Origin of the sequence: Nocardia sp. NPDC127526 (assembly GCF_042672265.1) — a bacterium.
Classification (GTDB): Bacteria; Actinomycetota; Actinomycetes; order Mycobacteriales; family Mycobacteriaceae; genus Nocardia.
On record NZ_JBHXVO010000009.1, the window covers coordinates 55,420 to 81,694 of the forward strand.

Consider the following 26,275-nt stretch of genomic DNA (forward strand, 5'->3'; position numbering starts at 1 on the left):
CGAGCCTACGGCACGATACTGGGACGATTGTGCCAATCCATCAGGTTCCACAGTGGAGACGTGGAGCGTGCGCTCCGCTGAGCGGGTTGGGTGTCGGCTCGAAATAGGAGGTTGGTGGGCGTGAATGAATTGGCCAGTGCCACATCGCTTTACCTGCGTCAGCACGCTGAGAACCCGGTTGATTGGCGGCAGTGGAGTGCCGAGGCGTTGGCTGAGGCGGCGACGCGGGACGTGCCTATCCTAATGTCCATAGGATATTCGTCTTGTCACTGGTGTCATGTGATGGCGCACGAGTCGTTCGAGGACGAGGCTACGGCGGCCTTGATGAATGAGCATTTTGTATGCATCAAGGTGGATCGGGAGGAGCGGCCCGATCTGGATGCGGTGTATATGAATGCGACCGTGGCGATGACGGGGCAGGGTGGGTGGCCGATGACCTGCTTTTTGACGCCGGCGGGGGATCCGTTCTATTGCGGGACGTATTACCCGAAGACGCCTCGGCACGGGATGCCGTCGTTCACGCAGTTGCTCACGGCGGTGAACGACACCTGGCAGAACCGGCGGGATGAGGTGGATCAGGCGGCGGGGCAGGTGGGGGAGGCGTTGCGGCAGCAGGCGGGTGGGCTGCCGGGCAGTACCGTGGGGGTGAGTGCGGAGCTGCTGGATCATGCGGTGGCGACCGTGTTGCGGGATATCGATCCGCAGCACGGGGGGTTCGGGGGTGCGCCCAAGTTTCCGCCTTCGGCATTGCTGGAAGGGCTGTTGCGGGGGTATGAGCGCACCGGCGACAAGGATGTGCTGCAGGCGGTTTCGTTCACGGCCGAGGCGATGGCGCGGGGTGGGATCTACGACCAGTTGCGGGGCGGGTTCGCGCGGTATTCGGTGGATGCCGCTTGGGTGGTGCCGCATTTCGAGAAGATGCTGTATGACAATGCGCAGTTGTTGCGGGTGTACGGGCATCTCGCGCGGCGGGAGCGGGACGGCGCGCAGGGGGCGCGGCACGCCTCGGCGGGGGTGATCGACGCCTCGGAACCGTTGGCGCTGCGGATAACTCGCGAGACCGCGCAGTTCCTGATCGACGATCTGGGTACCGCGCAGGGCGGGTTCGCCTCCGCGCTGGATGCCGATACGCATCTCGAGCCGGGCGGCCCCGGCGTGGAGGGCGCGACCTACGTCTGGACTCCGGCCGAACTCAACGGCGCACTCGGTGCGCTCGACGGTGCTTGGGCCGCAGAACTTTTCGGAGTCACCACGGCCGGCACCTTCGAGCACGGCACCTCGGTGCTCACCCGCTACGCCGACCCCGCACCCGCCGATGCCGAACGGTTCGAACGCATTCGCGCCGCCCTGCGCGCGGCCCGCGATCGCCGCCCCCAGCCCGAGCGGGACGACAAGGTGGTCACCGCCTGGAACGGCATGGCCATTACGGCCCTCGCCGAGGCGGGCGCCGCCCATCAGCAGCCCGCCTGGGTGGTCGCGGCCGAACGCTGCGCCCGCTTCCTGCTCGACACGCATGTGACCGACGGCCGCGTCTGCCGCGCTTCCCTCGGTGGGGTGGCCGGGTCCGCGACCGGCGTATTGGAGGACTACGCCTGGCTCGCAACGGCTTTGCTCGCCCTGCACCAAACCTCCGAGGGCGAGTGGCTGGACACCGCCCAGCGCATTCTCGACGCGGCCGTCACCCACTTCGCCGACCCGGAGAATCCGGGCAGCTGGTTCGACACCGCCGACGATGCCGAGACCTTGGTCGCCCGGCCGCGCGATCCGCTGGACGGCGCGACCCCGGCCGGTGCCTCCGTGCTGGCCGAAGCTCTGCTCACCGCCTCCGCCCTCAGCGATCCGGAACGCGCGCTGCGCTACCGCGAGCTGGCGGATCAGACCCTGGAACGCGGTGCCGTCGTCCTGGCGCGCGCCCCGCGCTCCGGAGGCCAATGGCTGTCAGTGGCCGAAGCCGCCTTGCGCGGGCCGATCCAGGTTGCGGTCGCAATAGGCGACACCGAGCCGCGTGTCGCCGGGGACGCAGGGCCTGCCGTCGGCAAGGGCACAAAGCCTGCCGCAGACGAGGGCGTAGCGGCTGCCGCCACGGACGCTGGGGAGCCGGCCGCCGAGTTGGTCCGCGCCGCCCGGATGACTGCTCCTGGCGGCTCGATCATCGTTGCGGGCGAACCGAATTCGCAGCCACTACTGGCCGGCCGACACGGCGTCGGCGGCCGATCCGCAGCCTATGTCTGCCGTGGCGCGGTCTGCGACCTCCCGGTCACGACCGCCGAGGAGGTCCGCGCCGCACTCCTGCGGCCGCAGTCCACGTGATGCCTGCGGAGGTCGGTGCGCATACGCGGCCGCAGTCCACGTGATGCGTGCGGAGTTTCGGCATGCACTCCGTGGCCGCGGGTCAGGTGTTTGCGGAGGTCGGCGCGCACTACGTAGCCGCAGTCCACGTGCACTCCATGGCCGCGAGTCAGGTAGGGCGTGCAGAGGTCGGCGCACATTATGCGGCCGCAGGCCAAGTGATGCGTGCGGAGGTCGGCGCGCCCTGCACGGCTGCGGTCAGCGTGATGCTCTGCGGCGGTTTGCTTTTCAGTCGCGCCGCGTGCCCGCCCACAGCATGGCGGGCACCGCGACCAGTACGGCGATGACGTGCACGGTGCGGAACAGTCCCAGTATCAACGACTCCCACGTCACGCTGGTCAGGAGTTCGATCGGTTCCTCGGCCGCGAACAGTTCGGACACCGGTTCGATCAACAGGGACGCCAGGCCGAACACCCCCAGGCCGATGACGAGAACCCAACGGGCCCATACGGCTCCGGCCAGCATGCGGCGTGAGACGGCGTACACCGCGAGGTAGATCGCCCCGCGCATCAGCATGCCGGTCGTCAGGTCGCCGATATCGGCCTCGGATCGCTCCAGTGCGACGGCGGCTCGCATCACTCCCTCGCACAGGCCGGCCACCAGGGCGACGACGACTGCTCTATGCGCCAGTAACAGCAGACTGTCCCGCGCGGGCCGCACCCCGGCGGTCACGGTGCGGCCTGTTCCGATCTCGGTCATGAACCGAATCTGCCGCCGCGACCCCGCCGGGCGGATCACCCTCGAGTACTGGACCCACCCCGTCCCGTGGAGTGATGTCCACCGGCCGCCGAGACGCCGCCCGGACCGGCGACATATTCCGTTGCCGCAGGGTACGGCGCGGTTCTACAGTCCCGGAGTTGTGTGTACCTTCATTTTCGTCGCGGCATCTCTCCGGGAACTCGATGAAATTCGTGCTCCTCGATGACCAGCGATAAACGTCCTAGTTCTCCCCGCCGAGGCCGGGGTCCGGGACTGCGGCCCGGCGGGGCGCGGCCCGCGGGGCGCTGCCGTTGCGGTGGGCTGGCGCCGGGGCGGGAATGTCGGTCCAGCCTGGCGTGGGTTCCTTCCGTCCCCGCAGATGGATGGTGTCGTGCAGCGTCCACTTGCTGCGTTCGGAATCGGAGGCCGCGTCGATGACGGCCTGACTGGCCAGAATGCGGCGCGGGACCTGTTTGGCCTCGGCGGTGAGCCGGGCGGCCTCATTGACGGCATCGCCGATGACGGTGAATTCCAGGCGGGTGTCGGAGCCGACATCACCCGCGAAGACCAGCCCGCGCGCCAGGCCGATGCCGATATCGAGTTCACCCGCGGCCTTGACCTCGTCGCGGATGCGGCGGGCGGCGCGCAGGGCGGGAGTGGCGTTGTCGTCCAAGGCGATCGGCGCGCCGAAGATGCACAGCGCCGCATCGCCTTCGAACTTGTTGACCAGCCCGTGGTTGTCCTCGGTGGCGGCCACCACCGTGGACAGCAGCCGATTGAGTTTGACCACGAAATCGCGCGGCGCGAGCTCGGTGGCCATGGCGACGGAGCCGGTGACATCCACGAAAAGCGCTGTCACCACCCGCATATCGCCGGTGAGGTGGGCATTGCCGGACAAGGCCCGCTCGGCCACCTCCGCGCCCACGTGGCGGCCGAAAACCGTCCGCATGCGTTCGCGCTCACGCAGATTCGTGGCCAGTTCGTTGACCGAATGCTCCAACCGGCCGATCTCACTGGTGGAGCCGATGGGCACGCTCACATCCAGATCGCCCTTGGCGATGCGGTCCAGCGCATCGCGCAGCGAGTGCATAGGGGTGGCGACCGCGCGGGCCAGCGTCGCCGTGGCCACCGCGCCCGCCGACAACCCGACCAGGGCCATATAGATACCGGTCCAGATGCGATCGTCGAAATCCGAGGACGGGTCCGCCAGCACCGTGATCACCATGAAGAACGGCACCGCGCCGGTCACCGCGAAGGTGACCAGTACCCGCACCAGCACCGTGGAACTCCAGTGACCGGTGCCGTCGAGCACCTCCGCCACCACCGGAATGGTGGGCCGGATCAGCCGGTCCACGATCAGATAGGTGAGCGCCGCCGACTCCAGCCCGCCGAGGGTGAACATGGCCGCCACCACCGCGAAATCATTCTGCGGCGTGGCATGCGCGAAGATGGCCGCCGCGATGATCACGCCCGGCAGCCAGATGGCCAGCGCCCGCACGGCAATGCCCAGCGGCAGCGTCAGCAGCCGCCGCGCCTCGGCCTCGGCGGGCGCGCGCCGCTCGTCCAGCCACCCGAAATACCGTCCGCGATCGCGCACCGCCAGCACGATGCCGATCAGCGCGCCGATGGCCGGATAGATCGCCACCCAGGCGAAGGTCATCATCCAGTCCGGGCCTAGCCGGGAGAAGAATCCGCTCAGGAACAATTCGGTCGTGATCACCGCGAGGCCGCCGAGATTGCACGCCATGACAACAGCGGACAGCCCCCACTTGGCGCGGAGCGCCCGCAGGATGAGCCTGGAGATCACCTGAGGAGGGTAGCGCGTACGTCTCGTCCTAAGGACGGGAGAAAGGGCGTGAACTTTGGGATCCTGGTTGCCGCCTTACCCGCTGTCCGGGAGAAAATGGCCCCCGGTGGCAACTCGAGTGCCCTTGCGGTAGGTGAATCGTAGGTTCTGGACACGGCCGCGACCCCGAAAACGGCTGAGCCCGCCGCGATCTCGTGATCGCGGCGGGCTCGTTGCCCACGGTTCGGCGTCAGCCGAGCAGGCGCCAGTCCTCCAGGCCCTCGTAGAGCGGGAAGTCCTGGGCCAGCTTGGAAACCCGCTGACGCAGCGAGTCCAGATCGGCCGATCCGGTCAGCGCGGCGGCGATGATGTCGGCGACCTCGGTCCACTCGGCATCGCCGAAGCCCCGGGTGGCCAGGGCGGCGGTGCCGATGCGCAGGCCGGAGGTGACCATCGGCGGGCGCGGGTCGAACGGAACGGCATTGCGGTTCACGGTGATTCCGACCTCGTGCAGGAGGTCCTCACCCTGCTGACCGTCCAGCGCGGAGTTGCGCAGGTCGACCAGCACCAGGTGCACATCGGTGCCGCCGGTGAGCACGGAGATGCCCTTGGCCTGGACGTCGGCGCCCATGAGGCGCTCGGCCAGGATCTTGGCGCCGGCGATGGTGCGCTCCTGGCGATCCTTGAACTCGGCGCCCGCGGCGATCTTGAACGCCACGGCCTTGGCGGCGATGGCGTGCATGAGCGGACCGCCCTGCTGGCCCGGGAACACCGCGCTGTTGAGCTTCTTGGCGAAGTCCTGCTTGGCCAGGATCAGGCCGGAGCGCGGACCGCCGAGGGTCTTGTGCACGGTGGAGGACACCACATCGGCGTGCGGCACCGGGGACGGGTGCAGCCCGGCGGCGACCAGACCGGCGAAGTGCGCCATATCGACCCAGAGGTAGGCGCCCACCTCGTCGGCGATCTCCCGGAAGGCCGCGAAGTCGAGGTGGCGCGGGTAGGCGGACCAGCCGGCGACGATCACCTTCGGGCGGGTCTCGCGGGCGATCTTGCGAACCTCGTCCATATCGACGCGGTGATCTTCCTTGGACACGCCGTAGGCGTGCACCTCGTACAACTTGCCGGAGAAGTTCAGGCGCATGCCGTGGGTGAGGTGGCCGCCGTGCGCGAGATCCAGGCCGAGCAGCTTGTCGCCCGGGTTCATCAGCGCCATGAGAACGGCGGCATTGGCCTGCGCACCCGAATGCGGCTGCACATTGGCGAACTCCGCGCCGAAGAGCTCCTTCACGCGGGCGCGGGCGAGATCCTCGACGACGTCGACGTTCTCGCAGCCGCCGTAGTAGCGGCGGCCCGGGTAGCCCTCGGCGTACTTGTTGGTGAGCACGCTGCCCTGCGCCTGGAGCACCGCGCGGGGAACGAAGTTCTCCGAGGCGATCATCTCGAGGGTGTCGCGCTGGCGGGCGAGCTCTCCGCCCATCGCTTCCGCTACCTCGGGATCGAGTTCGGCGAGGGACTGGCTGTTGACAGAAGTGCTCGTCTGGGTCACGCCGCCGAGTGTATTGGCCGTGGCGGCCGTGCCGCTCGGAGGGCTCTGTGTGTCGGCATCGTTCTGCTGTGCCATCGCGGCTTCCAACTGGGTCATCGCAACCTCCGTGCTCCGGTGCCGCCCTCGGGTACCCGGGTACTCCAAGGGCTCACCCTGCACCCAGGCGCGCGGTGCAGGACGTCGGTGCTTCCCGGTGGTTGCTTCCACCTCGAGTGCGCCAGTCGCGGTCCCGCCATCCTATCGGCGTGAATCACGCCACGCTCGGGTGCCCCGAAAACTCGGGGCACGGCGCACGTAGGCACTGCGCCGGGCGACCGCCCCGGCCCTTCCGGTGGACAGTGGCCCGGATACGGGCTATGAGAGGGCAACAAATCTCGGTATGGTGGCGGCGCACTGGCATTGTGACCCGCCAGTGACTTTGGCCCACCATAACTTTCGAGGTTGAGAATGCATTTCATCGCCGGCGGCATCGAGGACCTGATCAAGACGCTGCTCAAGACCATGTGCACCATGTCCAGCGGCGGCGCGAGCTGCGGCAACTGGTAATCCTCCGCACCAACCGCTGAACGCGCCCCCTCACATCCGGCGAATGGCTCCGGGAGTGAGGGGTTCGTCCAGCAGTCGACGGAATCGATCGGACCGCTGCTCGGCGTCGGGGGATGCATCCAACCATCCGCCGAGCAGCCGGTATCCCTCCACATACGTGCTGATGTAGGCCCGCCACAGGGGCGAGGACAGGAAGCGCAGCGACTGCCGCGCCCGCTCCGGCGTGACCAGGCTCCAGCGCTGCAGGAAGGCCGCCACCTCATCGGCGTCGCGCCGCCGATCGTGCAGCAGCAGCGCCGCATCCTGGCGCACACTCAGCAGGTTCGCTGAAGCGGCCGAAATACGCTCGGCGCGTTCACCATCGAAACGCAATCCCAGATCGGCGTAGATCTCCTGCGCCCAGGTCCCCCAGCCCGGTCCCACGATGGACTTCAGGGCCAGATCCGCCAGCCCCTCCGCCATCAGGCACTGCGGGGTGTTGACCACGAACAAGGTCTGCTCGTCCTGGCCGGCCGCGACCAGTCCGGCTTCCTTCCGGCAATGCTCGGTGTGATGCCCCGGATAGGACTCGTGCGCGATGAGCGCGGGCAGATGCGCCATGTGCTGCTTCAGATCCGAATTGATGGCCACCCTGGACTGGAAATTGCCCAGGTAATAGTTGAAGCCCGACCACGGCTTGTCCCCCACCACTTCGTATTCCACGCGTTCGTGATCGGGCAGCGGATAGCGCTGCCGCACCAGTTCGCGCAGCGCCCCGGAGAAGGCGTCCACGCATTCGCGCAGTCGTTCCGGCGGAATCTCGTCCGCGCGCCGGTGCGCGGTGATGCGGTCGGCCAGCGCGCCCTCGCCGGGCAGCACCTCGTCGAGCAGCCGGTGCGCCTCGCGGTAGTCCTCCTCGTCGCCGGGCGCGATTTCGACGTCGAAATAGGCGCGCACCTCGTCCACGAATCCGATGTCGTCGCCCGCGAATTTCCGTCCGGAACATTCCAGCGCCCGCAGGTGCACATCCAGGAATTCGGTGCGCTCGGCCGACAGCCCCGCCTCGGGCAGTTCCTTGCGCAGGGCGGCAGCGGTGTTCGCGAGCTCGCGCGGCTCCGGCGCGGGTGCGTTCTCGACCTCCCGGCGCAGGGCCGGATCGCCGGTGAACGCGTCGACGAAACCTTCTTCCAGACGGTCGAAGGCCAGGCCCAGCCGCAGATATTCGGTCACGAGAGGATGCGCTGCCATGCCGGTGACTGTATGTGATCGGCCGCCGCCGCGCCCCGCGGTTCCCGTCCGCGCGCGGGCCCAAACCTCGGTCGGGTGTAGTCCATCTCACGTGGGTTACTGGCGAGTAGCGATACCTGGTGTTCACCGACATGTTGGACCCGAGCACAATTCGGCTATGCGTGGAGTGTCGTGTTGTCCGCCTATACGGGGATGTGGGTAAGTGGCACGAATGAGCGAGCCGAGTCCCTATGTGGAGTTCGACCGGAAGCAGTGGCGCACCCTGCGCAAGTCGACTCCCCTGGTGCTCACCGAGGAAGAACTGATCGGCCTGCGCGGCCTGGGTGAACAGATCGACCTCGAGGAAGTGGCCGAGGTCTACCTGCCGCTCGCCCGTCTGATCCACCTGCAGGTGGCCGCCAAGCAGCGGCTCTTCGCCGCCACCGCGACCTTCCTCGGCGAGACCCATCCCGACCGCCAGGTGCCGTATGTGATCGGCGTGGCCGGCTCGGTGGCCGTCGGCAAGTCCACCACCGCCCGCGTCTTGCAGGCGCTGCTGGCCCGCTGGGACCACCATCCGCGGGTGGATCTGGTGACCACCGACGGATTCCTCTACCCCACAGCCGAACTCACCCGGCGCGGCATCATGCATCGCAAGGGCTTCCCGGAGTCCTACGACCGGCGCAAACTGCTGCGCTTCGTCACCGAGGTGAAATCCGGGGCGCCGGAGGTCTGCGCGCCGGTGTACTCGCATATCGCCTACGACATCGTGCCCGGGCAATTCCACTGCGTGCGCCAGCCCGACATCCTCATTGTCGAGGGCCTGAACGTGCTGCAGACCGGGCCGCGGCTGATGGTCTCGGACCTGTTCGACTTCTCCATCTATGTCGACGCCCGCATCGAGGACATCGAGAACTGGTACGTGCAGCGCTTCCTGGCCTTGCGCAAGACCGCCTTCGCGGATCCCAATTCGCACTTCCACCACTACGCGCGGTTCAACGATCAAGAGGCCACCAGCGCGGCCAAGGAGATCTGGCACAACACCAACCGGCCGAATCTGGTGGACAACATCCTGCCCACTCGCCCCCGCGCCACCCTGGTATTGCGCAAGGACGCCGACCACAGCATCAATCGGCTGCGGCTGCGCAAACTCTGACTACAGCTTCCAGGCCGCATCCAGGCGCGCGGCCACATCGATATCGGTCGCGGCCTTGATATTCGGTTTGCGGATCTCCTCCGCGATGTAGCGCGCGACGAAACGGCGGATCTCGTGATCCACGCTGGCCAGAATCCGCAATAGTTCACCGCGGCGCGATGCGCTCGCGACATTGATGCGCACATTGCTCGGCTGCGGTTCGGCGATATCGATGAGCACGCGCAGCGGTTCGGCGGTGCGCACGGTCAGGCGCAGATGGATGGTGCCGTCCACATGGAAGGGATAGCGGTCCACCGAGAGGTCGATGAGCAGGTCCACGTCCAGCGGGATCACCAGGTCGAAGGAAATGATCTCCAGCACTTCCCGGTTCACCCGGGGCTGCCCCAGCTGCACGCCGGCGGAGAGTTTCGCGATGCGGCCGGGCCCCAGGCCGATCGGGCCGAATTGGAATGCCTCCCCGGTGAGTTTCTCGAAGGCCCCGGCTATCCGCTGCGGTGAGGCCGCGTATTCCAGGAATCGGCGGCCGAACTCCTCATAGCTGATGGCCCCGGAATCCACCGGGCCGTCCAGCCCTTCGCGCAGCTCACTCATGCATTCCGACGGTACGGCAGCGAAGGCCCCGCGAACTACGGAAGCCATTGCACTGCAATGCGATTGTTCACACCCCGTGTTCGACCGTTACGTCCCGAAACGACGGTGCCGGGCGGCGTAATCACGCAGTGCCCGCAGGAAATCTACGCGCCGGAACTCCGGCCAATAGGCCTCGGTGAACCAGATCTCCGAATAAGCGCTCTGCCACAACAGGAATCCCGACAGCCGCTGTTCGCCGGAGGTGCGGATGACCAGATCCGGATCCGGCTGGCCGGAGGTGTAGAGGTGCTGGCCGATGGCGTCCACGGTGATCGACTGCACCAGATCCTCGCCGGTCTCCCCGGCGTCGATCTCCTGGCGCACCAGCGAGCGCACCGCATCGGTGATCTCCTGCCGGCCGCCGTAGCCGATGGCCACGTTCACGTGCACGCCGTCGCGGCCCTCGGTGCTCTTGGCCGCCTCGCTGAGCCGGCGGGCCATGCTCTCGGGCAGCTGATCGAGCGCGCCGACAATGCGGACGCTCCAATTCTGTTCGGGGGCGGACAGTTCGTCGACGACATCCGTGATCACCTCGAACAGGGTGTCCAGTTCTTCGGGATCGCGGCGCAGGTTCTCGGTGCTCAGCAAATAGACGGTCACCATCTCGATGCCCGCCTCGCCGCACCAGCCGACCAGCTCGGCGATCTTCAGCGCGCCCACCCGATGCCCATGGCTGACATCGGTGAACCCGTTCTCCCGCGCCCATCGGCGATTGCCGTCACACATGACGGCCACATGCCGCGGATGCTGCTTCCCGGCGAGCTGCTTCGCCAGCCGGGCCTCGTAGATGCGATACGGGAATCCACGCACCTGCTTCGCAAGCTCAACGACCACGACCGCCAACAGTACGCCCTCGCAAGGAATACCGGACCTACCGGGACAGTCGAGTGAAACAGCGGCGGTATGGGTTTGCGACACCCACCTGAGAGGCGCGACCGCGACAACCTACGGTACCGTAGGTTACTCAGGAGGTAACCCGTGTCCGACACTGTGCAGCCACCCGCCCCGGTGGCGGACGCCCTCGAAGCGGCTCACGAAGAATTCAAGATCATCCGGCCGCGGCTGCGCGGATGGATCCACACCTGGGCCGTGGGCATCGCCGCCGTCGCGGTCATCGCCCTGGTGAGCGTCGCGAGCACGGTCTCGGCGACCGCCGCCTGGTCCACGCTGGTCTACGGGCTCACGGTCTGCGGCGTCTTCGGGGTCAGCGCCACCTATCACCGGGTGAACTGGCGCACCGAGCGCGCCTACACCTGGATGAAGCGCGCCGACCACAGCATGATCTTCCTGTTCATCGCGGGCAGCTACACGCCGTTCGCTCTGCTCGGGGTGCGCGGGCGCGCGGGGACCATTCTGCTGGCCGTGGTCTGGGCGGGGGCGCTGGCCGGAGTCGCGCTGAAGATGCTGTGGCCCACCGCGCCTCGCTGGGTCGGGACGCCGCTGTACCTGTTGCTGGGCTGGGCCATCGTGCCGGTCGCGGGCACGCTCATCGGCAATGTCGGCTGGACCCCGGTGCTGCTCTTGCTCGCCGGGGGTATCGCCTACAGCGTGGGCGGCGTCCTGTACGCCTCGCGATGGCCGGATCCGTGGCCGGAGATCTTCGGGCATCACGAGTTCTTCCATGCCGCAACGGTGTTTGCGGCGCTGTGCCATTACGTGGCGGTCTGGTTGGTCCTCTAAAGTCCGGACTTGAATCCTCCCCTGCCTGATGGCGGGGGATTCCTGGCTCATGCTGCCGGAACACTCGGCGAGTGTCCTGGTCTTCCACAATCAACACCAGCAGGGTCGAAACCGGCCCTGTTGAGCATCACGCGCGCGGAGTTCTTATCTCGTGGAGATTGCTGTCCGCACACCTCGCACCGGTAGGTGCGTTCCGACAGCGGGAGGCGGTGCTTGGTTCTCGTGCCGCAGTTCCCGCAGTCCATCGTGGTGTATTTCGGATCCACCAGCACCAGATGACGCTGGTGCTTAGCGCTCATTTCCAGCAACGCCGCCTTCGTCGCACCGATCGCCGCATCAGCGGCTTTGCGGGCCATCGTGGTTGTGGCGAGAAACTTCGGACGGAAGTCTTCCACTGCGATACGGTCGAAATCTCGCACCACGGACTTCGCCCATTTACGCGCGGTGTCCTGTCGTTGTCGCGCCACTTTCTTGTGCAGCTTCGATGCCTGCCGTTTCGCCCTCTTGTAGCGACACGAACCCGGTTGTCCGCGTTCCGGTTTCCGCCGCGCCATCATCCGCTGGTAATGGGCCAGCTTCGCGGCGGCCCTCATCCCGTAGCGCGGATGCGGGAGGTCGTGGACGTCGCTGGTGGTTGTGGCAGTCTCGGTGACACCCCAATCGACCCCGATCGCCCGCCCGGTCGGCGGGAGCGACTGCGCGACAGCGGGCACAACGAACGAGCAATACCAATGGCCGAGGCTGTCGCGGTAGACCCGAACCGAAGACGGAGTACTTGGCAATTCACGCGACCATACCGGCGCAACCACGATCCCACCCGCGAGGTACAACCGACCATCGAACAAGCGGAATCCGCGCAGTGTGTAATTCAGGGTCGGGTCGGCAAGGTCCTTCTTCTTCAACCGGGGCATCCTGGACCGGCGGTGTTGCGGCACGTGGGCTTTGATGTCTTTCAAGGCTTTCGCGCGCGACCTGCCGAAGTCGCGGATGATCTGCTGCTGTGGAACCGACGCCCCAGCCCGCAGCCAGTCGTGTTCAGCGCGCCAGCCGGTCAACATCTTGTCCAGGGCAGCAGGACCGATCTTCTCACCAGCCCGACGTGCGGCTCGAGCTTCGGCTACACATTTGTTCCACACCCATCGGCAACGATCCCACTCCGCCAGGAGCGCACGCTCGGCGGTTCCCGACATGCGCAGGCGGTACGTGTACCGCATGCTCCCCACCACCCCACCATCGCTCACATGTTCGACGTTAGCGGCCGTTCCGGGGCGACGCGCCGATTTTGCTGATCAACTCCTTGGAAGTGTGGAGCCGCGTGATGTGCAGGAAAACAAGGAGTCGCGCAGAAGGCGAATGGCCGGGTCAGAAGGCGAGGAAGCGGCGCGGGCCCCCCGTGAGCGAGGGCGCATCGGTACGCACGGTGGCGATGAGCTTCTTCGGATGTGGGTTGACCCAGCTGCGCTCCGACGAGCCGTCGCGCAGTACGACCGTGGGCACCGTCTCGTTGCCGTCGGCGAGCGTGCGCACCACGGTGGCGGCGTCCGGGTTCTTCCAGATATCGACTTCGGTATGAATGATCCCGTGGCGGTTGAGCACTCGCCGCATGCGGGAGCAGTACGGGCAGCCCGGGCGCCGGTAGACGATGAGCTGCGGAGTGGCATCGGCGGTCATGTCCGGAGTCTACGGTCGGCGCAGCCAGGTGAGCAGGGCATCGGTGACCTCGGCGGGACGCTCCTCCATGACGTAGTGATCGGCTCCGGCGATGCGGGTGAGGGTGGCGTCGGGCAGCTGTTTCACCAGATCTTCGGCAATCGTGTACGGGCACGGGACATCTCGATCACCCCAGATGACCGCGGCCGGGCAGCGGATGGGCGACAGGTCGGCCAGCTGCGGGCGCAGGCGGACGCTGTAACCGGCGAAGAAATCGGCGAGCCGGTTCCGGCCCTCGGGGGTATCCATCCAGGCGGTGTACCGGTCGAGGAATTCGGCGTCGAAACTGCCGGTGCGCACATACCGCGCCATCATGCGGCGATGGATCGCGCCGACCGGTGAGCGCACCAGCGCGGAACGCGTAATCGGCTGCCGCGCAGCGATTGTGAGCGATCCGAAGAGTAGATAGTACGTGCGCGGGAAGGTTCGGTGCGCGCGGGAATTGAGAATTGCCAAGCGCCGCAACCGATCCGGGTATCGGACCGCGAAACCCAGTGCCAGATGGCCGCCGTAATCGTGCGCGGCCAGCTCGACGGCATCGAATCCGAAGGCGTCCAGCAGCTTCCCGATGCGTTCCACCTCGGCGTCGTAACCGCAGTCCGCGTGCGGCGCGCGTTCGGACGCTCCCCAGCCGAACCAGTCCGGGACGATGACCCGCCGCACCGCGGCGAGCGGCTCGATCTGATGCCGCCAGCAGGCGTGGCTCTGCGGATATCCGTGCAGCAGGATCAGCGGATCACCGGTTCCGCGCTCCCGGTACCGCACGCGCACGCCGTCCGCGGTGATGGTTTTCAGCTGCTCGTCCACCTGCGAGGCCATGGGCTCACGCTAGGACGCCGGGCCCGCGTGCGCATCGTCGCCCGGGTGGATTCCGATCTCCGACCACGGTAGGTCGATTCGCCTATGCTGCAAGCAGATCGGAGGCGTCATGGCGATCAAGGTAATGCTGCTCGGTTTGAAGATGGCCGTGGTCGAGGAGGTGCGCGATCAACTGGCGCTTCCCGAGGTCGAGCTGTTCACCGGATCGAGTGTCGAGGATCTGCGTGAGGTCCTCGCGCGCACCGGTCTCGATCACGTGGTGATGGGCGCCGGACTGGAGCTCGAGCAACGTCTCGGCATCGTGCGTGAGATCTTCGAATCCAGCGACCGCACCACCGTGCATCTCAAGGATTGGTCGTCGGGCCCGGAGGGTTTCCTGCCGTTCGCCCGGGCGGTGATCCGCGGGCTGCATCCCGCCTGAGCCGCACCGCCCGGCGCGGGGCTCAGGAGTGCTTGCCGAGGTAGTCCACGTACATCGGCCGCAGCACCTCGCCGATCTCGCCCTCGCCCGCGTGGAAGTAGTCGTCGAGCATGGGCAGCACGTACTTGATATCGGCCTCGCTCTCGCCCAGATCACCGGCGGCGGCCTCGGCGGCCGGAATGGACTTCAGCAGCTCCCACAGGAATTTCACATCGCCGCGGCGAACGGCCAGCTTCACGGCCCGGTCGTGCAACTCCTTGGTGGACAGCGTCTCGAGATCCTGAGTTTCGGCCATGGCTTCGACTGTAATGGACTCATGGCACAGCGACCGAGCTACCGGGTGAAGCGGGTCTACGACGAGCCGGAGGCCGCCGACGGCCGGCGGGTGCTGGTGGACCGGCTCTGGCCGCGCGGCATCAGCAAACAGCAAGCAGCCATTGACGACTGGGCCAAGGATGTGACTCCCTCCACAGAGCTGCGGAAGTGGTATCACGCCGACCCGGACACCCGCCGCGCCGAGTTCGAGCGGCGCTATCGCGCCGAGCTCGAATCGGACGCCGCGCAGCAGGGGCTGGCACAGTTGCGCCAGGACGCCGCGAACGGGCCGTTGACGCTGGTGACAGCGGTGAAAGAACCCGCGCACAGCCATGTGCCGGTGCTGGTGGGTGAATTGGGCGAAACACCCAAGGCGGACAGGCGTTAACGGGATCTTCACCAACACGCCTGTCAGTCGGGGAGCCGGAAATCCAATTCGGCGGTAGCGTCGGGGGTGCGGGCCGCGTAGGTGTGGTCCGTACGGGAGGTCCTGATCGTGGCTGAGCAACTCAGTGCGAGGGGGCCGGCACCTGGCCCTCGGGTCGCTTGACCCTACGGCCGACCGGCCCAGCGAGAACGCTCGCGCGGTGTCGCGCGAGTGGCAAAGGAGCCCACCGTGACTGATGCACGCTCCGTTACCGCTCCCAGCGGGGACGCCAGCTCCACCCGGAGCCCGCGGACCACGGCACAGGGAGTTCGCGCCTCGCAGTCGTCGGCGACTCGTCGCCCGAAAGACACCGATTCCGGACTGAAGACCTTCGTGGTGGATACTTCGGTGCTGCTGTCGGATCCTTGGGCACTGACCCGCTTCGGTGAGCACCACGTGGTGCTGCCGCTGGTGGTGATCGGTGAACTCGAGGCCAAACGCCACCATCACGAACTCGGCTGGTTCGCTCGCGAGGCCCTGCGCATGCTGGACGATATGCGTCTGGCACACGGTCGGCTCGATCAGGAGGTGCCGGTCGGCACCCAGGGCGGCACGCTCCAGGTGGAACTCAACCACACCGATCCGAACGTCCTGCCCGTCGGATTCCGCACGGACAGCAACGATTCCAGGATCCTGGCCTGCGCGCTGAACATGGCGGCCGAGGGGCGCCGAGTCGTGCTGGTGTCCAAGGACATTCCGCTGCGCGTCAAGGCGAGCGCGGTCGGCCTGGAGGCCGACGAGTACCACGCGCAGGATGTCGTCACCTCCGGGTGGACGGGCATGGTGGAGCTCGACGTGGCCGCCGAAACCGTGGACAAGCTCTACTCGGAGAGCGTGATCGATCTCGACGAAGCCCGGGATATGCCCTGCCACACCGGAATTCGCATTCTGAGCGCGCGCGGCAGCGCACTCGGCCGGGTCACTCCGGACAAGCGGGTGCAGCTGGTGCGCGGGGACCGGGAGGCCTTCGGGCTGCACGGGCGCTCCGCCGAACAGCGCATCGCCCTGGATCTGCTGCTGGACGAGAGCATCGGCATCGTCTCGCTGGGCGGACGGGCCGGCACCGGCAAGTCGGCGCTCGCGCTGACCGCCGGGCTCGAGGCCGTGCTGGAACGGCGCAGTCATCGCAAGGTGGTGGTGTTCCGGCCGCTGTACGCGGTGGGCGGGCAGGAGCTCGGCTATCTGCCCGGCAGCGAGAGCGAGAAGATGGGGCCGTGGGCCCAGGCCGTCTTCGACACCCTCGAAGGGCTGGCCAGCCCGGAGGTGATGGAGGAGGTGCAGGCGCGCGGCATGCTGGAAGTCCTGCCGCTCACCCACATTCGCGGGCGCTCCCTGCACGACTCCTTCGTGATCGTCGACGAGGCCCAGTCCCTGGAACGCAATGTGCTGCTCACGGTCCTCAGCCGCCTGGGCAGTGGGTCGCGGGTGGTCCTCACCCACGACGTCGCCCAGCGCGACAACCTACGGGTCGGCCGGCACGACGGCGTCGCCGCCGTGATCGAAAAGCTCAAGGGCCACCCCCTGTTCGCCCACGTCACCCTGACCCGCAGCGAGCGGTCCCCGATCGCGGCGTTGGTCACCGAGATGCTCGAGGAGTATGGGCCGAACGCGTAAGGCGGTAAGGCTGATCGGAGCGGGTCGGGTTCGCACCCGACCCGCTCCGCTATCGGGCAAACTTCGAGCGTGTGTTTCACCTCACAACTCTCGGGGTATATTCCAGGCAAATTCCTGCTCGGCTGACAATTCGGCGATCTCTACGCATTTCGCCGAATTGTTGCCGAGTGTCGGCCTGAGTACCCGAGAGGATGGAAATGCACCACTTCGCTCGACGCACGGCTGGCATCATCGCGGCGGTCGCGGTCGCGACCACGTTCGCCGCGGGTTGCGACAAGGACAGCGACAAGGACTCCAAGTCCGACGCGAGCATGACCACCACCACCGAAATGGCCCCGGCCTCCGAGCCGATGGGCGAGACCGGCGGCGCGAGCGAAACCAAGATCGCCACCCGCGACGGCAGCGAAATCGCCGTCACCGGAGACTTTCTCGCCAAGTACAACGAACTCGGCGGCGAATCCGGCCCCCTGGGCGCGCCCACCGGCCCGGAGCAGGACGCGCCCGGCGGCGGCAAGGTGCAGGAGTTCACCGGCGGCGCCGTCTACGCCAGCTCCGCCACCGGCACCCACGTCGTCTGGGGCGAGATCCGCAAGGCTTGGGACGAGAACGGCGGCCCGGGCGGCAAGCTCGGCTACCCGACCACCGACGAGACCGACATCCCCGGCGGCAAGCAGAGCGAATTCACCGGCGGCACCATCACCTGGGTGGACGAGAAGATCACCGTCACCGAGAAGTAGCGGAAGGTCCGGGACGCGCCCGTCGCGTCCCGGACGCCGGATCGCTGTGTGATGTGCGCGAGCTATCTCAACGGCGGCTGTGAATATCGAGGCGAACTCCCCGGGTTTGCTCGCGAACCTATACCTTGTGCAGGTGCAGAATGTGATGGCCGACCGCGAACTGCTGGAGTCGCTGGCGGCGGAGGTGGAATCGAACCTGGTACGTCACACCGCCGCCGCGGCGGAGTGGCAGCCGCACGACTACGTGCCGTGGGATGACGGCCGCAACTTCGCGTTCCTCGGCGGAACCGATTGGGAGCCCGGGCAATCCGTGATGAGCGAGGTCTCCAGGACCGCTCTCACCGTGAGCGTCCTGATTGCCGACAATCTGCCGTCCTACCACCGCGAGGTCGGCAAGTATCTGCGCATCGGCCCGTGGTGGCGCTGGGTCGGCCGGTGGACCGCCGAGGAGAACCGCCACGAGATCCTCATCCGCAACTACCTCATGGTCACCCGCGCCGTCGATCCCATCGAACTCGAGCGCATGCGGATGGCCCACATGACCTCCGGCTTCCGCCGCCCGGCCATGCACCTGCTCGACGTGCTCGCCACCTGCGCCTTCGAGGAGGCCGCCGCGGCCGTCCGGCACCGCAATACCGAAACCAAGGCCGACGACCCGATCGTCGCGCTCATCGCCGGTCGCCTGGCCGCCGACGATGAATTGCAGGCCGTGTTCTTCGCGAACCTGGTCTCCGCCGCACTAGACCTGGCTCCGGATCAGGCCGTTCGCGCCATCGCCGACCGCGTCGCCGACTTCCATGTCCCGGTGGTGCAGCTCGCCGACGGCCGCAGCAGCGACGAGGTGCTGGCCGAAGCGGGCATCTACGACAAGGCCCGGGAACCGGAGCTGGTCTTCGCACCCCTCCTCGAAGAGTGGAAGATCTTCACCCGCACCGACTTCGGCGAGGAAGGCGAGAAGGCCCGCGCCGAGCTCGCCCATCTTCGGTCCTGATCCGCGGCATGACGCAGGTGCCGGTGTGGGCGACGCGCCCGCACCGGCACCTGTCCGATTTCGGGGGCCCCGGCGTGGTCAGCCCGGCAGGAGGGCGCGGAAGACGCCGACGGCGGTGCCGCGCAAGAAGTTCTCCCAGCTGAAATGGTCGTGCCAGAGCACGATGCGGCCGCCGCGGAGTTCGAAGGTGCCGCAGACCCAGAAGGCGATTTCGATCGGGCCGACGCGCAGATAGTCGGTCCGCTCGGTGAGGACTGTGTTGTCGGCGGTGGCGGCGATGTGGTGCATATCGGCGCGGAAGCCGAAGCGGGGGTTGTTGAACTGCTTCAGGACCCAGCGGACGCGGTCCAGGCCGCGCACGTCCGGCAGCGAGGTGTTCTTCCAGACGATGCTCGGATCGGCGAGTTCGAGGGCTTCGTCGATGATCTTCATTTCCAGGGCGGCGAAGAATTCCCGGACCGTGGTGATCGCGTCCTGCTGCAACTCCGGTAAGTCGGACATGTTCCGACTGTAGGCCGAAAACGGGCTGACTACGCCGATTTTCGGGTCTCGATGAGGGCGCTCACGCCGTCGAGGATGCGGTCGATGCCGTAGTGGAGGGCATTGTTGCGGCCGTCCTGGGGAGCGGTCGCCTGTTCCGCGAAGACGGACAGGATGTGGGGGTAGCGGTCGGCGTGGGTGGCCAGGATCGCGCCGACCTCCGTGATGAGGCGGGCTTCGGCATCCTCGCCCGGGGTGGCGCCGACCTGCTGGACCAGGCCGCGGCCGTGGCCGATGAGCAGGACTACGGTGTCGAGGCGCTCGGCGGCGGTCAGGCCGCTGCCGTCCAGGGCCGCCAGGGCGGTTTCCAGCCAGCTCATTTCATTGGGACCCATGGGGCGCGCGCCGGTGGAGAGTTCCAGGGTCCACGGGTGTGCCCAGGCGCGGTCGAAGAACGTCTGCGTCCAGGAGCGTAGGTAGGCCCGCCACGGTTCCTCGTCGGTGGCGGGGTCGGCCGCGGGGTCGGGGGCGGCGCCCAGGGCGGCCTCGAGCATGAGGGCGTTGAGTTCGGATTTGCCGGGAACGTACCGGTAGAGGGCCATTTTGGCGCAGCCCAGGCGTTCGGCCAGGCGCTGCATGGACAGATTGGCCAGGCCTTCGGCATCGGCCAGGGCCACGGCCTCGGTGACGATGCGGTCCAGGGTGAGGGAGGGTTTGGGTCCGCGTTTGGGTCGCGTCGGGGCGCCCCACAGCAGTTCGAGCGTGGTCGGTGCCGGCATGGGCGTCATCCTTCCGGAAAAACACTTGCGGTGGAACTGCGTCTAACATACGCTATTAATAAGCGTCCGATAGACGCAGTTACTGAAGGAGCATCGGGAATGCGCAACACCACCGTCCTCATCTCCGGCGCCAGCGTCGCCGGGCCCGCACTGGCCTACTGGCTGCAGCGGTACGGGTTCGAGGTCACCGTCGTGGAGAAGGCCGCCATGCTGCGGGCCGGTGGGCAGGCCATCGACTTCACCGGGGCCACGCACATGACCGTGCTCGAGCGCATGGGGATGCTCGAGGACATCCGGGCGCGGCAGACCGGCAAGACCGATATGAGCCTCATCGATGCGAGCGAGCGCGAATTGGCGCTCATATCGGGTGATTTCACCGGCGGGGACATCGAGATCCTGCGTGGCGACCTGGCCGACGTCATGTACAAGCACACCGCGGACAAGTGCGAGTACATCTTCGGCGACAGCATTTCCGCGCTCACCGAAACCGCGGACGGTGTGCACGTCGAATTCGAGAACACCCGGGCGCGGACATTCGATCTCGTCTTCGGGTGCGACGGAATCCATTCCCGGGTGCGCAAACTGACTTTCGGGCCCGAGCGGGATTTCGTGCGGCACCAGGGTTATTACTACTGCATCGCGGGTGCTTCGCACTGGGAGGCGCAGGACGCTTCGCGTGAGCGCGCGCATTCCTTCGGTTACAACGAGCCGGGGCGGCTGGCGGTTTCCGGCGGTTCCAAGGCGGGGCAGATGTATCTGTTCGCCTCACCCGAAATCGAATACTCGCGTGACGATGTGGCCGAGCAACAGCGGATCGTCGCCGAGAAGCTGGCCGGAATGGGCTGGCGAGTGCCGGAAATGCTGGCGGAACTGCCGACCCTGGACGGGTTCTATCTGGACTCGATCAGCAAGGTGACCATGAAGAGCTTCGTCAAGGGACGCATCGCGCTGCTGGGCGATGCGGGATACGGCAATACCCTGGCCGGATTCGGCACCGGGCTGGCGGTCGTCGGCGCATACGTGCTGGCAGGAGAGCTGGCGGCGGCCGATGGCGACTACCAGGCGGCCTTCGCCCGCTACGAGGAGATCATGAAGCGGTATCTGCGGATGGCCGATGGCGCCAATGCCGGGCCGTTCCTGGCTCCGAAGACGAAACTCGGTATCCGGGCGCGCAACTGGTTCCTCGGCTCGCGGCTGTGGACGCTGATGCTGAAGTACACCGATAGCGCCAAGAATGACATCGATCTGCAGAACTATCCGGAAATCATTGCTGCCCGGTGAATTTCACGCAGCAGCGTGCGGGGTATGGCCGCTGATACCGCCACACCCCGCATCCGCCGTGCTAAACAATGATTCCGATTGCAGCCAGGAAGGCCTCTGCGCCAACTCCGAAGAGGGCCACCATGGCCTCGACAAATGCAGTCAACATTGTTCTTTCCTTTCGTGGAGTCCCGCACTATGCGGTTACCCAGCTAATCGGAAGCAATGCATGGCGTGTTTCGCGCACCGTGAAGAATTAGAAAAATCGGCCGCTGACCTCGGATCTATCGAGTCGTGGTCGGCGGAATCCCGCGCGGAGCCACGCCCGCCGAATTCACCAGGCGGCTGCTCTCCTTAGAAACGAAGAACGAATCACCGGACTCCACATGCCCGCAGCTGATGCCGACCTCGCGCGAGACGCACTTGTAGCCGCCGATCTGGAGCGAGGAACCGTACGGCAGGGCAGGCGCTTCGGCGCGACCGTAGAACAGCGGATCGGCGGTGCAGCCGAACTCGGCTCCGCTCTGCCCGATGCTGAAGGCGGGCATCGGCGGCTGCGAGTGCTCCGGCTTCGCGCACGCCTGCTCGCCGGCCGGAATCGCCGCGAGCTTGCCCTGGCAGCCGATATCGATGGTGCTGTCGCCATTGGAGACCGGCTTGTCGAAGATCGCGCAGTGGATATTGCCGCTCGGCGTCTGGAAGAAGTACCCCTGCTGCCCGGCGATGCTCTCGCTCTGCCGGTACTCCGTCGGATCGGCCGCCTCGCCGCCGTCCAGTGCGACGGTGGTGCTCGTCGGCGGTGCGGTGGTGGTCGTGGCGGTGGCGGCGGGCGCGGCGGTGACCGAGGTGGTTTCCGCATGGTCGCCGTGGTCACTGCCCGAGGAGCAGCCGGCGAGTAGCGCCATCAGAGTCGTCACCGCTGCGGCGGCAACCCGTGCGTTCACGTAATCCCCTTCGGAGACCGGTAATTCCGGCGTCGAACCGTTGTCGGGAGGACGTTAGCCGACGGACTGCCGCCGCGCCGCGTCACGCCTTCTTGGCGTCCACGTTCGCCATGGACAGCACGTCCAGCCGGCGATCGAGTTCGGCCTCGGAGAGTTTGTCGCCGATCAGGCCGCGGTCGATGACCGTCTGCCGGATGGTCTTGTGCTCCTTGAGGGCTTCTTTGGCGACCGCGGCGGCCTCCTCGTAGCCGATGGCGGAGTTCAGCGGGGTCACGATGGACGGGCTGGACTCGGCGAGGCGGCGCAGGCGCTCCTCGTTCGCGACCAGGCCCACCACGCACTTGTCGGCGAACAGGCGAGAGACGTTGGCCAGCAGGCGGATCGATTCCAGCACATTGCGGGCCATCATCGGGATGTAGACGTTCAGCTCGAAGTGGCCGTTGCCGCCGCCCCAGGCGATGGCCGCGTCATTGCCGATGATCTGCGCGGCGACCTGGGTAACCGCCTCGGGCAGAACGGGATTCACCTTGCCGGGCATGATCGAGGAGCCCGGCTGCAGGTCCGGCAGCTGGAGTTCGCCCAGGCCGGTGAGCGGGCCCGAGCCCATCCAGCGAATATCGTTGGCGATCTTGGTGAGGCTGATGGCGACCGTGCGCAGCGCGCCGGAGACCTCCACCAGGCCGTCGCGGGCGGCCTGCGCCTCGAAGTGATCGCGGGCCTCGGACAGGGCGTCGATGCCGGTCGACTTCACCAGTTCCGCAACGACTTTGGTGCCGAAGCCGTCGGGGGCGTTGAGGCCGGTGCCGACCGCGGTGCCGCCGATGGCCAGCTCGCCCAGCCGCGGCAGGGTGGCCAGCAGGCGTTCGATTCCGGCGCTCACCTGGCGGGTGTAGCCGCCGAACTCCTGGCCCAGGGTGACCGGGACGGCGTCCATCAGATGGGTGCGGCCGGACTTGACCACATCGCGCCACTGCTCGGACTTGTCCAGCAGCGCCAGCCGCAGGTGCTCGAGGGCGGGGACCAGGTCCTTGACCACGGCCTCGGTGGCGGCGAGATGGGTTGCGGTGGGGAAGGTGTCATTGGACGACTGCGACATGTTCACGTCGTCATTGGGATGCACGGTCACGCCATTGCGGGCGGCGATGCTCGCGATCACCTCATTGGCGTTCATATTGGAGCTGGTGCCCGAGCCGGTCTGGAAGACGTCGATCGGGAACTGGTCGTCGTGCGCACCGTCGGCGATCTCGGTGGCCGCGGCGATAATGGCGTCGGCCTTGGTCTCCTCCAGCAGGCCCAGGTCCCGGTTCACGCTCGCGCACGCGGCCTTCAGCAGGCCCAGCGCCCGGATCTGCGCGCGCTCCAGGCCGCGGCCGCTGATCGGGAAGTTCTCCACCGCTCGCTGGGTCTGCGCCCGCCACAACGCCTGCGCGGGTACGCGGACTTCGCCCATCGTGTCGTGCTCGATGCGAAACTGCTGCGTCTCCTCGGTCATGGAATCGACCATATGCCCGCACCGGGGTGAATGGGCTCGCACCCCCTGAGGGAATCCGCACATGCCGCGCCGGGAATACCGGCGGCGGCAGTGCGGTACTCCCGCGCGCTCGCGCTAGGACGAGAAGAACAGGCGGCCCACGCCGTGCTGCTTGTGGCGTCCGTGCCCGTAGCCGTACTGCGGCTGATGGTGCGGAGCCTGGTGCGGCGCGCCCCAGGCCGGTGCGCTGGGCGGTGGCGGGGGAGCCTGCTGGTATCCGGCCTCGAGCCGATTGATCGCCTCGAGCTCACCGTAATCCAAGAAAATCCCCCGGCAACCGCTGCACTGCTCGATGTGCACCCCCGCGCGGTTGTACGTATGCATAGGCGCATGACATTTCGGGCACTGCATTGAAATTCATCTCCCCGCTGTAAGGAATGTATGCGCAATTCACGATACGGCAGAGCGCATCCGGCGACACGAATCCAGCAGCGCCACATCCCATTCGTCCAGTTCACGGCCTTCGAGACCGGCCTTGGCGACCGCCAGCGCGGCCGCCTGAATGACCAAGGCCCGTGCGGGCACATCCAGCACCGCCCACGGATCCCCCTCCGGCACGGCGGGCCCGCCCGCCCAGCGATAGGCGTTCAAAAACCGCTCCCACGCAATAGGATCCAAGATCGCCGCCGCGAAGTAACCGGCAAACCGCGCCAGATCCCACACCGGATCCCCAACGCCAAGATCATCGACATCGATGAGCCGCCAAGGTTCTTCCTCGCCTCCGGGCCACCGCACCAGCTGGCCCAGATGAAAATCCCCGTGCACCAGCGTCGCCTGATCGCCGGGTCCGGCGAAGGGGCTCAGGTCCGGAAGGGTGGCGAAGGCATGCCGCACCACGGAGGCAGTGGCCGGATCGGCCGCGTCTCCGGCCGCACGTAACCGCTGTAGCGCTCGATACACTCGCGCTGGCCCGCTCGTCGCCGGGACGCCGGCCCGGTCGCCGGTTCCGCCCGTCATTCCGGCGTGCTTGTGGCCGGAATCCACACGGCGAGGCGAGATCCCGGCCAAAGGCGCGCCGGGATGACCAGGGTGATCCGCGCCGGGATGATCGGGGCGATCGCCGCCGGGGTGATCGGGGTGATCACCGCCGGGATGACCGGGGTGATCGCAGTCGGGCAGCGGGGTCCGGTGCAGCCGGGCGAGTAGTTCGGCGGCCTGCGCCCACGGGATGGCTTCGGGATCGGCCGGGTCGACCGGCTGGGCGAAAGGCCAGAGCGACAGCAGGCGTCCGGCGCGGCGGACGAGCAGGTTGCCGTCGGAAGGGATTGGGGGCACGAGGATTTCGTGCAGAAGAGGCTCGGCTGCGAGGTGCAGGCGGGTGGCGAGGGCGGCGGGATCGGTGTCGGCGGGGTGGGATTTGACCACCAGGTGGCCGACGCGGACCACGAGGCCGTCGGGGCGGCCGGAGAGCACTTCGGGGTCTCCGGCCGCGCCTGCCTGCCGGGCCAATTCGGCCAGCAGGGCTATCGACTCATCGGGCGGCTGCCCGGGCACGGGGTGGTCGCTCAGGGCAGCGGCGGCGTCGCGTCCTCGTCGCCGATGAAGTCGACCGAGGAGTACTCGCGCAGCTTGGTGAGGCGGTGGTAGGCGTCGATCATGCGGACGGTGCCGGACTTGGCGCGCATGACGATGGACTGGGTGTAGGCGCCGCCGCCGTAGTAGCGCACGCCGCGCAGCAGATCGCCGTCGGTGACGCCGGTGGCGGAGAAGAACACGTCCTCACCGGAGACCAGGTCCTCGGTGGACAGGATGCGGTCCAGATCGTGGCCGGCGTCGATGGCCTTCTGGCGCTCGGCGTCGTCCTTCGGGGCCAGCTTGCCCTGCAGCGCACCGCCGAGGCAGCGCATGGCGGCCGCGGCGATAATGCCCTCGGGGGTGCCGCCGATGCCGATCAGCATGTCCACGCCGGACTCCGGGCGGGCGCAGGCGATGGCACCGGCCACGTCACCGTCGGAGATGAGGCGGATGCGGGCGCCCGCATCGCGGACCTCCTGCATGTGCTGGGCGTGGCGGGGGCGATCCAGGATGCAGACCGTGAGGTCGGAGATCGCGGAGTTCTTGGCCTTGGCGACCCGGCGTAGGTTCTCCGCGATCGGAGCGCCGAGATCGATGACATCGGCGGCGTCCGGGCCGACGGCGATCTTCTCCATGTAGAACACGGCCGACGGATCGAACATGGCGCCGCGCTCGGCGACCGCCAGCACGGAGATGGCGCCCGGCGAACCCTTCGACATCAGGGTGGTGCCGTCGATCGGGTCGACCGCGAAGTCGAGTTCCGCGCCGGTGCCGTCGCCGACCAGCTCACCGTTGTAGAGCATGGGCGCTTCGTCCTTCTCGCCCTCGCCGATCACCACGATGCCGCGCATGGAGACCGTCGCCACCAGCTGCCGCATGGCGTCCACGGCCGCACCGTCGCCGCCCTCCTTGTCGCCGCGGCCGACCCAGCGGCCCGCGGCCATGGCACCGGCCTCGGTGACCCGGACCAATTCCAGCGCGAGGTTGCGGTCCGGAGCCTCGCGGCGGCTGGATGCGGGCGTGGGGGTCATTACGGTGCCTCCTTGGTTGTCTACTGCTACGTAAATTGTCGCATTAGGTTTTCTTTACGTCTGCGGAGCCCTGAGTGCCCGGTCACCCATAGCCCCCGTGGAT

Annotated in this window: 26 protein-coding genes; 9 read left to right on the forward strand and 17 right to left on the reverse strand. The window is 67.3% G+C overall.

Annotated features, from left to right (window positions below):
• Positions 1-120: 120 nt before the first annotated feature.
• Positions 121-2,310, forward strand: coding sequence for a thioredoxin domain-containing protein (locus ACFVIV_RS17965; RefSeq protein WP_379197561.1), 2,190 nt, complete (start codon positions 121-123; stop codon positions 2,308-2,310).
• Between the two features lie 267 nt (positions 2,311-2,577).
• On the opposite strand, the gene ACFVIV_RS17970 is transcribed toward ACFVIV_RS17965, so the two are convergent.
• From ACFVIV_RS17970 to ACFVIV_RS17985, 4 genes are all read right to left on the reverse strand, one after another.
• A complete protein-coding gene (locus tag ACFVIV_RS17970) occupies positions 2,578-3,048 on the reverse strand; it encodes a hypothetical protein (RefSeq protein ID WP_379197563.1) in 471 nt (156 codons plus the stop codon).
• Between the two features lie 241 nt (positions 3,049-3,289).
• Positions 3,290-4,855 (reverse strand): adenylate/guanylate cyclase domain-containing protein, encoded by a 1,566-nt coding sequence (locus tag ACFVIV_RS17975; protein ID WP_379197565.1) that lies wholly within the window; start codon positions 4,853-4,855, stop codon positions 3,290-3,292.
• Positions 4,856-5,084: 229 nt separating this feature from the next.
• On the reverse strand, positions 5,085-6,380 hold the full coding sequence (gene glyA / locus ACFVIV_RS17980) for a serine hydroxymethyltransferase (RefSeq protein WP_379197567.1): 1,296 nt from the start codon (positions 6,378-6,380) through the stop codon (positions 5,085-5,087).
• 576 nt (positions 6,381-6,956) lie between these two features.
• The gene (locus ACFVIV_RS17985; protein WP_379197569.1) at positions 6,957-8,153 is read right to left on the reverse strand and encodes a DUF885 domain-containing protein; all 1,197 of its coding nucleotides are present in this window, start codon (positions 8,151-8,153) and stop codon (positions 6,957-6,959) included.
• 202 nt (positions 8,154-8,355) lie between these two features.
• Here ACFVIV_RS17985 and coaA point away from each other — a divergent pair, with 202 nt between their 5' ends.
• Positions 8,356-9,288, forward strand: a complete 933-nt coding sequence (gene coaA / locus ACFVIV_RS17990; RefSeq protein WP_379197571.1) for a type I pantothenate kinase — start codon at positions 8,356-8,358, stop codon at positions 9,286-9,288.
• On the opposite strand, the gene ACFVIV_RS17995 is transcribed toward coaA, so the two are convergent.
• Both ACFVIV_RS17995 and ACFVIV_RS18000 read right to left on the reverse strand, forming a co-directional pair.
• The gene (locus ACFVIV_RS17995) at positions 9,289-9,879 is read right to left on the reverse strand and encodes a hypothetical protein (RefSeq protein ID WP_379197573.1); all 591 of its coding nucleotides are present in this window, start codon (positions 9,877-9,879) and stop codon (positions 9,289-9,291) included. It lies immediately after the preceding gene.
• A gap of 87 nt (positions 9,880-9,966) precedes the next feature.
• Positions 9,967-10,752, reverse strand: a complete 786-nt coding sequence (locus ACFVIV_RS18000) for an isoprenyl transferase (RefSeq protein ID WP_379197575.1) — start codon at positions 10,750-10,752, stop codon at positions 9,967-9,969.
• Between the two features lie 174 nt (positions 10,753-10,926).
• On the opposite strand from ACFVIV_RS18000, the gene ACFVIV_RS18005 reads away from it, so the two are divergent.
• Positions 10,927-11,598, forward strand: coding sequence for a hemolysin III family protein (locus tag ACFVIV_RS18005; protein ID WP_379197860.1), 672 nt, complete (start codon positions 10,927-10,929; stop codon positions 11,596-11,598).
• Positions 11,599-11,645: 47 nt separating this feature from the next.
• Here the strand turns inward: ACFVIV_RS18005 and ACFVIV_RS18010 are convergent, their stop codons facing one another.
• The 3 genes from ACFVIV_RS18010 to ACFVIV_RS18020 all read right to left on the reverse strand — a co-directional run bounded on the left by ACFVIV_RS18010 (position 11,646) and on the right by ACFVIV_RS18020 (position 14,127).
• Positions 11,646-12,839: an RNA-guided endonuclease InsQ/TnpB family protein gene (locus ACFVIV_RS18010; protein WP_379197576.1), complete on the reverse strand. Its 1,194-nt coding sequence runs from the start codon at positions 12,837-12,839 to the stop codon at positions 11,646-11,648.
• A 121-nt stretch (positions 12,840-12,960) separates the two neighbouring features.
• On the reverse strand, positions 12,961-13,269 hold the full coding sequence (locus tag ACFVIV_RS18015; RefSeq protein WP_379197578.1) for a glutaredoxin family protein: 309 nt from the start codon (positions 13,267-13,269) through the stop codon (positions 12,961-12,963).
• Positions 13,270-13,278: 9 nt separating this feature from the next.
• Positions 13,279-14,127 carry an alpha/beta fold hydrolase gene (locus ACFVIV_RS18020; RefSeq protein ID WP_379197580.1) on the reverse strand — a complete coding sequence of 283 codons (849 nt, stop codon included), beginning with the start codon at positions 14,125-14,127 and terminating at the stop codon, positions 13,279-13,281.
• A 109-nt stretch (positions 14,128-14,236) separates the two neighbouring features.
• Between ACFVIV_RS18020 and ACFVIV_RS18025 the strand changes: the two genes are divergently transcribed.
• Positions 14,237-14,548: a hypothetical protein gene (locus ACFVIV_RS18025; protein WP_379197582.1), complete on the forward strand. Its 312-nt coding sequence runs from the start codon at positions 14,237-14,239 to the stop codon at positions 14,546-14,548.
• A gap of 22 nt (positions 14,549-14,570) precedes the next feature.
• Here the strand turns inward: ACFVIV_RS18025 and ACFVIV_RS18030 are convergent, their stop codons facing one another.
• Positions 14,571-14,843: a hypothetical protein gene (locus tag ACFVIV_RS18030; RefSeq protein WP_379197584.1), complete on the reverse strand. Its 273-nt coding sequence runs from the start codon at positions 14,841-14,843 to the stop codon at positions 14,571-14,573.
• Between the two features lie 21 nt (positions 14,844-14,864).
• On the opposite strand from ACFVIV_RS18030, the gene ACFVIV_RS18035 reads away from it, so the two are divergent.
• From ACFVIV_RS18035 to ACFVIV_RS18050, 4 genes are all read left to right on the forward strand, one after another.
• Entirely contained in the window at positions 14,865-15,251 is a 387-nt protein-coding gene (locus ACFVIV_RS18035) for a DUF488 domain-containing protein (RefSeq protein WP_379197586.1), read from the forward strand.
• 360 nt (positions 15,252-15,611) lie between these two features.
• Positions 15,612-16,904: a PhoH family protein gene (locus tag ACFVIV_RS18040; RefSeq protein ID WP_379197862.1), complete on the forward strand. Its 1,293-nt coding sequence runs from the start codon at positions 15,612-15,614 to the stop codon at positions 16,902-16,904.
• Between the two features lie 197 nt (positions 16,905-17,101).
• Positions 17,102-17,641, forward strand: a complete 540-nt coding sequence (locus ACFVIV_RS18045; protein ID WP_379197588.1) for an LGFP repeat-containing protein — start codon at positions 17,102-17,104, stop codon at positions 17,639-17,641.
• 145 nt (positions 17,642-17,786) lie between these two features.
• Positions 17,787-18,632, forward strand: coding sequence for an acyl-ACP desaturase (locus ACFVIV_RS18050; protein WP_379197864.1), 846 nt, complete (start codon positions 17,787-17,789; stop codon positions 18,630-18,632).
• 78 nt (positions 18,633-18,710) lie between these two features.
• Here ACFVIV_RS18050 and ACFVIV_RS18055 read toward each other — a convergent pair whose 3' ends face one another.
• Positions 18,711-19,133: a limonene-1,2-epoxide hydrolase family protein gene (locus tag ACFVIV_RS18055; protein WP_379197589.1), complete on the reverse strand. Its 423-nt coding sequence runs from the start codon at positions 19,131-19,133 to the stop codon at positions 18,711-18,713.
• A gap of 29 nt (positions 19,134-19,162) precedes the next feature.
• Entirely contained in the window at positions 19,163-19,891 is a 729-nt protein-coding gene (locus ACFVIV_RS18060; protein WP_379197591.1) for a TetR/AcrR family transcriptional regulator, read from the reverse strand.
• 99 nt (positions 19,892-19,990) lie between these two features.
• Here ACFVIV_RS18060 and ACFVIV_RS18065 point away from each other — a divergent pair, with 99 nt between their 5' ends.
• On the forward strand, positions 19,991-21,172 hold the full coding sequence (locus tag ACFVIV_RS18065) for an FAD-dependent monooxygenase (RefSeq protein WP_379197593.1): 1,182 nt from the start codon (positions 19,991-19,993) through the stop codon (positions 21,170-21,172).
• Positions 21,173-21,435: 263 nt separating this feature from the next.
• On the opposite strand, the gene ACFVIV_RS18070 is transcribed toward ACFVIV_RS18065, so the two are convergent.
• The 5 genes from ACFVIV_RS18070 to glpX form a co-directional block, all read right to left on the reverse strand.
• The gene (locus ACFVIV_RS18070) at positions 21,436-22,095 is read right to left on the reverse strand and encodes a hypothetical protein (protein ID WP_379197595.1); all 660 of its coding nucleotides are present in this window, start codon (positions 22,093-22,095) and stop codon (positions 21,436-21,438) included.
• An 82-nt stretch (positions 22,096-22,177) separates the two neighbouring features.
• Positions 22,178-23,587 carry a class II fumarate hydratase gene (locus tag ACFVIV_RS18075; RefSeq protein WP_379197597.1) on the reverse strand — a complete coding sequence of 470 codons (1,410 nt, stop codon included), beginning with the start codon at positions 23,585-23,587 and terminating at the stop codon, positions 22,178-22,180.
• Positions 23,588-23,701: 114 nt separating this feature from the next.
• Positions 23,702-23,977, reverse strand: a complete 276-nt coding sequence (locus tag ACFVIV_RS18080; RefSeq protein ID WP_379197599.1) for a zf-TFIIB domain-containing protein — start codon at positions 23,975-23,977, stop codon at positions 23,702-23,704.
• Positions 23,978-24,016: 39 nt separating this feature from the next.
• Complete coding sequence (locus ACFVIV_RS18085; protein ID WP_379197601.1) at positions 24,017-25,120, reverse strand: phosphotransferase; 1,104 nt, start codon at positions 25,118-25,120, stop codon at positions 24,017-24,019.
• 11 nt (positions 25,121-25,131) lie between these two features.
• Positions 25,132-26,172, reverse strand: a complete 1,041-nt coding sequence (glpX, locus tag ACFVIV_RS18090; RefSeq protein ID WP_379197603.1) for a class II fructose-bisphosphatase — start codon at positions 26,170-26,172, stop codon at positions 25,132-25,134.
• Between the last annotated feature and the right edge of the window lie 103 nt (positions 26,173-26,275).

Coding starts and splice junctions, on each gene's coding strand:
- ACFVIV_RS17995 (WP_379197573.1), bottom strand. CDS start 9,879: ATGAGTGAGCTGCGCGAAGGGCTGGACGGCCCGGTGGATTCCGGGGCC.
- ACFVIV_RS18080 (WP_379197599.1), bottom strand. CDS start 23,977: ATGCAGTGCCCGAAATGTCATGCGCCTATGCATACGTACAACCGCGCG.
- ACFVIV_RS18020 (WP_379197580.1), bottom strand. CDS start 14,127: ATGGCCTCGCAGGTGGACGAGCAGCTGAAAACCATCACCGCGGACGGC.
- ACFVIV_RS17985 (WP_379197569.1), bottom strand. CDS start 8,153: ATGGCAGCGCATCCTCTCGTGACCGAATATCTGCGGCTGGGCCTGGCC.
- ACFVIV_RS18060 (WP_379197591.1), bottom strand. CDS start 19,891: ATGCCGGCACCGACCACGCTCGAACTGCTGTGGGGCGCCCCGACGCGA.
- ACFVIV_RS18055 (WP_379197589.1), bottom strand. CDS start 19,133: ATGTCCGACTTACCGGAGTTGCAGCAGGACGCGATCACCACGGTCCGG.
- ACFVIV_RS18065 (WP_379197593.1), top strand. CDS start 19,991: ATGCGCAACACCACCGTCCTCATCTCCGGCGCCAGCGTCGCCGGGCCC.
- ACFVIV_RS17970 (WP_379197563.1), bottom strand. CDS start 3,048: ATGACCGAGATCGGAACAGGCCGCACCGTGACCGCCGGGGTGCGGCCC.
- glpX (WP_379197603.1), bottom strand. CDS start 26,172: ATGACCCCCACGCCCGCATCCAGCCGCCGCGAGGCTCCGGACCGCAAC.
- ACFVIV_RS18015 (WP_379197578.1), bottom strand. CDS start 13,269: ATGACCGCCGATGCCACTCCGCAGCTCATCGTCTACCGGCGCCCGGGC.
- ACFVIV_RS18030 (WP_379197584.1), bottom strand. CDS start 14,843: ATGGCCGAAACTCAGGATCTCGAGACGCTGTCCACCAAGGAGTTGCAC.
- ACFVIV_RS18050 (WP_379197864.1), top strand. CDS start 17,787: ATGGCCGACCGCGAACTGCTGGAGTCGCTGGCGGCGGAGGTGGAATCG.
- ACFVIV_RS18075 (WP_379197597.1), bottom strand. CDS start 23,587: ATGACCGAGGAGACGCAGCAGTTTCGCATCGAGCACGACACGATGGGC.
- ACFVIV_RS18045 (WP_379197588.1), top strand. CDS start 17,102: ATGCACCACTTCGCTCGACGCACGGCTGGCATCATCGCGGCGGTCGCG.
- ACFVIV_RS18035 (WP_379197586.1), top strand. CDS start 14,865: ATGGCACAGCGACCGAGCTACCGGGTGAAGCGGGTCTACGACGAGCCG.
- ACFVIV_RS18025 (WP_379197582.1), top strand. CDS start 14,237: ATGGCGATCAAGGTAATGCTGCTCGGTTTGAAGATGGCCGTGGTCGAG.